This is a genomic window from Stenotrophomonas hibiscicola ATCC 19867 (assembly GCF_000382065.1).
GTDB lineage: Bacteria > Pseudomonadota > Gammaproteobacteria > Xanthomonadales > Xanthomonadaceae > Stenotrophomonas > Stenotrophomonas hibiscicola.
The window spans coordinates 208,514-215,858 of sequence record NZ_KB907501.1; the positions used below are offsets into that span (position 1 = coordinate 208,514).

General features: G+C 65.3%; 6 protein-coding genes. 5 read left to right on the plus strand and 1 reads right to left on the minus strand.

All coding sequences use genetic code 11. The features are described 5' to 3' along the window. Positions 1 to 92: 92 nt before the first annotated feature. Positions 93 to 1,271: a nicotinate phosphoribosyltransferase gene (gene pncB / locus G370_RS0113140; RefSeq protein ID WP_019661015.1), complete on the plus strand. Its 1,179-nt coding sequence runs from the start codon at positions 93 to 95 to the stop codon at positions 1,269 to 1,271. Positions 1,272 to 1,281: 10 nt separating this feature from the next. On the opposite strand, the gene G370_RS0113145 is transcribed toward pncB, so the two are convergent. Beyond that, positions 1,282 to 1,647 (minus strand): hypothetical protein, encoded by a 366-nt coding sequence (locus G370_RS0113145; RefSeq protein ID WP_019661016.1) that lies wholly within the window; start codon positions 1,645 to 1,647, stop codon positions 1,282 to 1,284. 459 nt (positions 1,648 to 2,106) lie between these two features. On the opposite strand from G370_RS0113145, the gene G370_RS0113150 reads away from it, so the two are divergent. The 4 genes from G370_RS0113150 (at position 2,107) to G370_RS0113165 (ending at position 7,142) form a co-directional block, all read left to right on the plus strand. Then, positions 2,107 to 2,646: a fimbrial protein gene (locus G370_RS0113150; RefSeq protein ID WP_019661017.1), complete on the plus strand. Its 540-nt coding sequence runs from the start codon at positions 2,107 to 2,109 to the stop codon at positions 2,644 to 2,646. Between the two features lie 85 nt (positions 2,647 to 2,731). Beyond that, positions 2,732 to 3,460 (plus strand): fimbrial biogenesis chaperone, encoded by a 729-nt coding sequence (locus G370_RS0113155; protein WP_019661018.1) that lies wholly within the window; start codon positions 2,732 to 2,734, stop codon positions 3,458 to 3,460. Positions 3,461 to 3,552: 92 nt separating this feature from the next. Next, positions 3,553 to 6,117 (plus strand): fimbria/pilus outer membrane usher protein, encoded by a 2,565-nt coding sequence (locus tag G370_RS0113160; RefSeq protein ID WP_019661019.1) that lies wholly within the window; start codon positions 3,553 to 3,555, stop codon positions 6,115 to 6,117. Next, positions 6,108 to 7,142, plus strand: coding sequence for a fimbrial protein (locus G370_RS0113165; protein WP_019661020.1), 1,035 nt, complete (start codon positions 6,108 to 6,110; stop codon positions 7,140 to 7,142). Before G370_RS0113160 ends, G370_RS0113165 begins: the two co-directional genes overlap by 10 nt. Positions 7,143 to 7,345: the final 203 nt, after the last annotated feature.

Sequence of the window (7,345 nt, forward strand, 5' to 3'; positions counted from 1 at the left end):
TGCATCCACGCATGGCGCGGATCTACCCACGCGGAGAGCCGAGCGTGCCCGCGGCCACCCCGGTTCACCCGTCCGGGCGCATAATCCGCCTCATGCCTATCATCCAGTCCCTGCTCGACACCGATCTGTACAAGTTCACCATGATGCAGGCGGTGCTCCACCAGCACCCCGGTGCCCAGGTGCAGTACCGGTTCAAGTGCCGCACGCCCGGCATCGACCTGGCCCACTACATCGACCAGATCGACGAAGAGATCGACCACCTGTGCAGCCTGCGCTTCAGCGACGCGGAGCTGGACTACATGCGTGGCCTGCGCTTCGTGAAGCCGGATTTCGCCGATTTCCTCGGCCTGTTCCACCTCGACCGCAAGTACATCCAGCTACGCGCGTCGACGGCCGTGCCCGGTGAGATCGAACTGGACATCACCGGCCCGTGGCTGCACACCATCCTGTTCGAAGTCCCGCTGCTGGCGATCATCAACGAAGTCTGGTTCCGCAACACCACCACCGCCGACTTTGCCGAGGGCGAGCGTCGGCTGCAGGCCAAGGCCGCGCTGCTGCGTGATACTCCCGGTTTCGAACAGTGCCGCATTGCCGACTACGGCAGCCGCCGCCGTTATTCGCGTGACTGGCATGCGCGCCTGCTGCCGCTGCTGCGCGATGCGCTCGGCCCGCAACTGGTCGGCACCAGCAACGTGCACTTCGCCCGCCTGTACGGCATGACCCCGCACGGCACCATGGCCCATGAGTACCTGCAGGCATTCCAGGCACTTGGCCCGCGCCTGCGTGATTCGCAGGTGGCGGCACTGGAATCGTGGGCACGCGAGTACCGCGGCGACCTCGGCATCGCGCTGTCCGACGTGGTCGGCCTGGATGCGTTCCTGCGCGATTTCGACATGTATTTCTGCAAGCTGTTCGACGGTGTCCGCCACGACTCGGGCGATCCGTTCGACTGGGGCGACCGCATGCTGGCGCATTTCCAGCAGCGCCGGGTGGATCCGCGCAGCAAGGTGCTGGTGTTCAGCGATGGGCTCGACATCGCCAAGGTGATGCGCCTGTACGACTACTTCCGTGGTCGCTGCCAGGTCGCCTTCGGCGTCGGCACCCACCTGACCAATGATCTGGGGCCAACGCCGCTCAACATCGTCATCAAGATGGTCCGCTGCAATGGCCAGCCGGTGGCCAAGCTCAGCGATTCGCCAGGCAAGAGCATGTGCGACGACCCGGGCTACCTGGCCTACCTGCGCCAGGTCTTCGAGCTGCCGCCGGCGTAAGCGTGCCGGCTTACAGGTAGTCGACCACCACCAGATAGGCGCCCTGCAGCGGCTGCTGCGTCGAAGCCTGCACGCTGTAACGCTCGGAGAAGGCGATATCGCCGGCGCGCAGCGCGCTGGCCGACACCGACAGCTTCTGGCCCTGGCGCTTGCCGTCGCGCAGCGTCGCGGCCTGGCCGTTGGCCAGCGCCGTCACTTCCACCGTCGAGCCCTTGGCCGACGGCGGGCAGGCGGCCAGGCTCAGCTCGCCCTGGGACAGATTCGTCGTGCAGCCCGGCTCGGCGATGCGGCCACTGAAACGGATGCTGCCGCTGCTGGCCTGGGCCAGCGCACTGACGGACATCAGGGCCACGCACAGCAGAATGGAATTCCTCATGACACGTTCTCTGGTTCGGTGTGTCCTAGTTAGCGACAGCTTCGATCAGCCTTTAATAGGACGATTCCGAATCTGCTAGGGCCATCACCAAGAAAGAGTGATGCGCATCAAAGAAGCCGATTTCCGCCGGGAAAAGGTTTGTTTCCGTGCATGCCGAACGCGCCACCCGAAGCGTCATCCAAGGTCGCTTCTGACCTGATCCGGCGACCGTCGGGTTCCCGAACCCCCGTGGGTCCTGATTTCGGCTATCACGTCACATTTCCAGCGTCAATGAATTGACGTTCAGAAAAATAATGAGACTTTCATCACACTTGCACCTATACTTGCGTCACGGATTCAGGGAAAGCTACGTCCGAGTCCGGCCACAGGTGAGACGCAAGGATGGGTCTTGTTAGCCCGGCAGTGCTCCTTGCTTCCTCCTCTACTTCTCATCTCTTCAGTAGGGTTAGGTAAAAGCGAATGCACAAGATCAATATCATCGCCGCTCTGATGCTGGCCGCCGCTCCGCTGGCCGCCAACGCCGCCGACGGCACCATCACCTTCAATGGCAAGGTGACCGACAAGACCTGCACCATCTCGACCCCGGGCGGCAAGGACTTCGCCGTGACGCTGCCGACCGTGTCCAAGAACACCCTGGCCACCGCCGGCGCCGTTGCGGGCCGTACTCCGTTCGCCATCAACCTGACCAAGTGCAGCGCCGGCAACGTCGCCACCTACTTCGAGCCGGGTTCGACCGTCGACTTCAACAGTGGCCGCCTGGTCAACCAGGCCTCGGCCAACGCTGCCACCAACGTGCAGCTGCAGCTGCTGGGCTCGAACAACCAGTTCCTGCCGATCAAGGCGGCTGGTGCTGGCCTGGCCCAGACCAACTCGCAGTGGGTCACCGTCGGCACCGACGGCTCGGCCGACCTGAACTACTACGCTGAGTACTACGCCACTGCCGCCGCCACCCCGGGCGACGTCACCAGCAGCGTCAAGTACACGATCATCTACAACTGATCGCAGTCATGCCCCCACTGGCCGGCGTTCGCGCCGGCCGGTGTTCCGCGGCCGCTGGCCACACCCCTCGAGCGTAGTACTTCCGATGAAAGCATTCTTTCCCCGGGCGCTGCTGCTGGCAGCGTTCACGCTGCCCTTCTGCCAGAACGCACTGGCCGGCGTGGTGGTCAATGGCACGCGAGTGATCTATCCGGCGCAGGCGCGCGAAGTCACCGTGCAGGTCGACAACGTGGGCGATTCGCCGGCGCTGGTGCAGGCCTGGATCGACAGCGGCGACGCCAACCAGACCGCCGATACCAGCGATGCCCCGTTCGTGCTTACACCGCCGATCGCGCGTGTCGAGCCGGGCCGCAGCCAGGCGCTGCGACTGATCTTCTCCGGCGCGCAGCTGCCGACCGACCGTGAGTCGGTGTTCTGGCTCAACGTGCTGGATGTGCCGCCGTCCCCGGACAACGCCGAAAGCGGCGAACAGAATTACCTGCAGGTCGCGTTCCGTTCGCGCCTGAAGCTTTTCTACCGGCCGCAGGGCCTGAAGGGCGTCGCCAACGACGCGCCGGCAGCGCTGCGCTGGACCCGCAATGGCGACCGCCTGCGGGTGGAAAACCCGAGCCCCTTCCACGTCACTCTGGCCGAAGTACATGCCGTGACCGGCAGCAGTGAAAAGGCCGTCGAGGACAAGGGCGCGATGGTCGCGCCGAAGCAGAGCCTGGAGTTCGCCGCACCGGCGGGCACCGGCCAGGTCCGCTTCATCACCATCAACGACTACGGCGGCCGGGTGGAACACACCATCCGCCTCGGCAGCACCGGGGGCTGAACGCGCCGCGCTGGCCCTTGGCCTGCGCATCCCGCCACCGCCGCTGTGCGGCGAATTGAAGGAATGTCAGTGTGATCGGAAACAGATTGACATTGTCGATCCATCAGGCGCTTTGCCTGCTGGTTGCTGGCGTGGCCTGCCCAGGATGGGCGCTGGCTGCCCCGGCCAATCTCGGCGAACAGGCGCTGATGGCGCAGAGTGGTGCGGCCAATGCGCGTGCACCGGAGTCGGCCCAGTTCAATTCCAGCTTCCTGTCTGGCCAGGCCAAGCAGGTCGACCTGGCGGCCTTCAGCAACGGCAACCCGATGGTGGCCGGCAGCTATCGTGTCGACGTCTACGTCAACGGTGCCTGGCAGGGCCGTCGCGATCTGCAGTTCAAGGCCGATGCGCAGGGCCGTGTCGACGCCTGCCTGCCGCTGCCGATGCTGGAAGAAATGGGCGTGGACAGCGAAGCCGTGCTGCTGCAGCAGGATCCGTCCGTGCCGACCGACAAGACCAGCTGCGTGCCGGTCCAGCAGCGCATGGCCAATGCCTATGGTGTCTATGACAGCGGCAACCTGCGCTACGACCTGAGCATCCCGCAGGTATTCCTGCGCCGTGAGGCACGCGGCTACGTCAACCCGGCGCTGTGGGACCGCGGCATCAATGCCGGCTTCGTTGGCTACAGCTTCAATGCCATCGACAGCGACAGCCGTGTCGAAGGTGGCCAGCGCAACCGCAGTGCCTACCTCGGCCTCAACGCCGGCATGAACCTGGGTGGCTGGCAGTTCCGCCACGATTCGAACCTGACCTGGTCCGAGGGCGATGGCCGCCATTGGCAGAGCATCGCCACCTATGCGCAGCGCGGCATTCCGCAGGTGCGCGGCATGCTCACCATCGGTGAGGCCTACACCACCGGTGAACTGTTCGACTCGATCGGTTACCGCGGTGCCAGCCTGGCCAGCGACGACCGCATGCTGCCCGATTCGCTGCGCGGCTACGCGCCGGTCGTGCGCGGCATCGCCGAGACCAATGCACGCATCGAAGTGCGCCAGAACGAGCAGCTGATCTACTCCTCCACCGTGTCGCCGGGCAGCTTCGTCATCGACGACCTGTACCCGACCGGCTACGGCGGCGATCTGGAAGTGAGCGTGATCGAGGCCGATGGCCGCCGCCGCGAATTCAAGGTGCCGTTCGGCTCGGTGCCGCAGATGCTGCGCGAAGGCGTGTCGCGTTACTCGCTGACCGCCGGCCAGGTGCGCAACAAGCTGCTGGCCGATGAGCCGTGGCTGGTGCAGGGCACCTACCAGCGCGGTATCGGCAACCAGTTGACCCTGTACGGCGGCAGTGCACTGAGCGACGGCTACCTGTCGCTGCTGTACGGCGTCGGCCTGTCCACGCCGGTTGGCGCGTTCGCCGCCGACGTCACCCACGCACGTACGACGTTCGACCACTACGGCAACCACACCGGTGCCAGCGTGCGCTTGAGCTACAGCAACATGATCGGCGAGACCGGGACCAACCTGACCCTGGCCGCCTACCGCTATTCGACCGAAGGTTTCTACAGCCTGCAGGATGCGCTGTACGGCCGTGATTCGGACACGCGCGGCATCGATCCGACCACCCGTGGCCGTCAGCGCAGCCAGTTCCAGATAACGCTGAACCAGCCGCTGGGACGTCGCGGCGGCGCGCTGTACGTGACCGGTTCGGTGCGTGACTTCTACGACCGTTCCGGCACCTCCAAGCAGTACCAGGTGGGCTACAACAACGCCTGGCGTTCGGTGAACTACGGCTTCTCGGCGCTGCGCACCGAAGAGGGCGTGCTCGGGCGTTCCGACACCCAGTACCTGCTGTCGATGAGCGTGCCGCTGGGCCGTGGCACTCACCCGGTATCGTTCAGCGCCGACCTGGGCATGCGCGATCGCGGTGGCTACGACAACAGCCGCGTCGGCATCACCGGGTCGGCCGGCGTCGACAACAACTTCAGCTACGGCGTGGCGCTGTCCGATTCCCGCGAGGGTGGCACCACGGCGGTCGGCAACGCCGAGTACCGCAGCCGCTACTCCGCGTTGAACGCGACCTACAGCCACTCGCGCGATTTCCGCCAGGCCTCGGTCGGTGCCAACGGCAGCGTGGTCGTGCATCCGGGCGGCTTCACCTTCACCCCGCAGCGGGGCGACACCATGGTGCTGGTGGAAGCGCCGGGTGCGCGCGATGCGATCGTCAGCAACGCCCCGGGCCTGCGCGTAGATGGCCGTGGATATGCAGTGGTTCCGTACGTATCGCCGTACCGCCTCAACACCGTCACCCTTGACCCGCAGGGCATGGCCCATGACGTCGAGCTGGAAAGCACCAGCCAGTCGATCGCGCCGTTCGCCGGTGCCATCAGCTACCTGCGCTTCGATACCCGCAAAGGCAATGCGCTGCTGATCCAGGTACGCAATGCCGATGGCCGCAGCATGCCGTTCGGTGCGCAGGTCAAGGATGAGCAGGGCCAGCCGGTGGGCATGGTCAGCCAGGGCGGCCGCCTGTACGTGCGCAGTGAAAAGAGCCAGGGCCGCCTGCTGGTGGAGTGGGGCGCCGGTGCAGACCAGCGCTGCACCATCGATTACCAGGTTCCGGCGGGCGCCGATGCGTCCAAGACCGGCTTCATTCCGCTGGAGGCAGCATGCCGATGATTTCTTCCCGCAGCCGCACGCTGCTTGCCGCCATGGCCGTGATGGGGGGTATCGCCGTGGCCAGCCCGGCGTTGGCGACCTGCTATATCACCCAGCAGGGCTTTGTCGCGCAGGACGTGCAGATGGACATGGGGCAGATCGTGATCCTGCCCAGCCTGCCCGTCGGTGGTGTGATCAAGGAGTTGATCGTGCCGATCAACCAGCGCGACAGCATCGGTTACTGCGATCGCTGGGGCGGTAGTGCCAACGGGCGTTTCGTCAACGCCGCACAGCAAAACGCAGTCCCGGGTTTCAGCAACGTCTATGCGACCGATGTAGCGGGAGTGGGTATCCGTGTCTATCGTGATTCGGGCACCATCCAGACCTACTACCCGCACACGCTGCAATTGGGGGGCAACCGGACGTTGACCCTCAATGGTGGCCGCTTCCGCGTGGAGCTGATCAAGACCGCCGCGCAGACGGGCTCGGGCATCATCGCGCCCAACGGCCGCTTCACCACCTACTATCTCGACGGCGACGGTCCTGGCCGTCCGGAGCTGACCTCGACGTTCAAGGGCTCGGGTACCACCGTGGTCAGCCCCACCTGCGAAGTGCAGGCCGGCAGCCGCAACATCGCCGTCGATTTCGGCAGCGTGCCCAACACCACCTTCACCGGTGTCGGCTCCAAGGCCGCTGATCGCGATTTCGAGATCCGCCTGAACTGCCAGGGCAGCAACGTGGCCGCCTACCAGAGCAAGATCGGCATCCGCCTCGACGCCGACCAGGACAGCTCGAACATGCCGGGCGTGCTCAAGCTCAGCGCGACCAGCAACAGCGCCACGCGCATCGGCATCCAGATGGTCCAGCGCGACGGCAGCACCGAGCGAGAAGTGCGCTTCGGCCAGACCATCAACGTCGGCACTACGGCGCCGGGTACCAGCGTCATGGCGCTGCCGTTGCGCGCGCGCTATGTGCAGACCCAGGCAGGTACCGTCGGTGCGGGCACCGCCAACGGGCAGGCGACGTTCACCATCCAGTACGAGTAGCGCAGGTCTCCCATTGCTGAGTTTGGAGCCTCACCCCCCCGCTCCGCGTGGGGCGTTGACTGCGTCTTGATCCCGCAGACGTGAAGATCAGGGCTATCATTGCCGTACAGACACATGAATGTGATGTGCGTCATGGAAATGATCCCCTCTCCACTGCAGCGCCCCCGCTGCCGGGCCGTCGGCCTGGGTGAGGGGCAATGAAA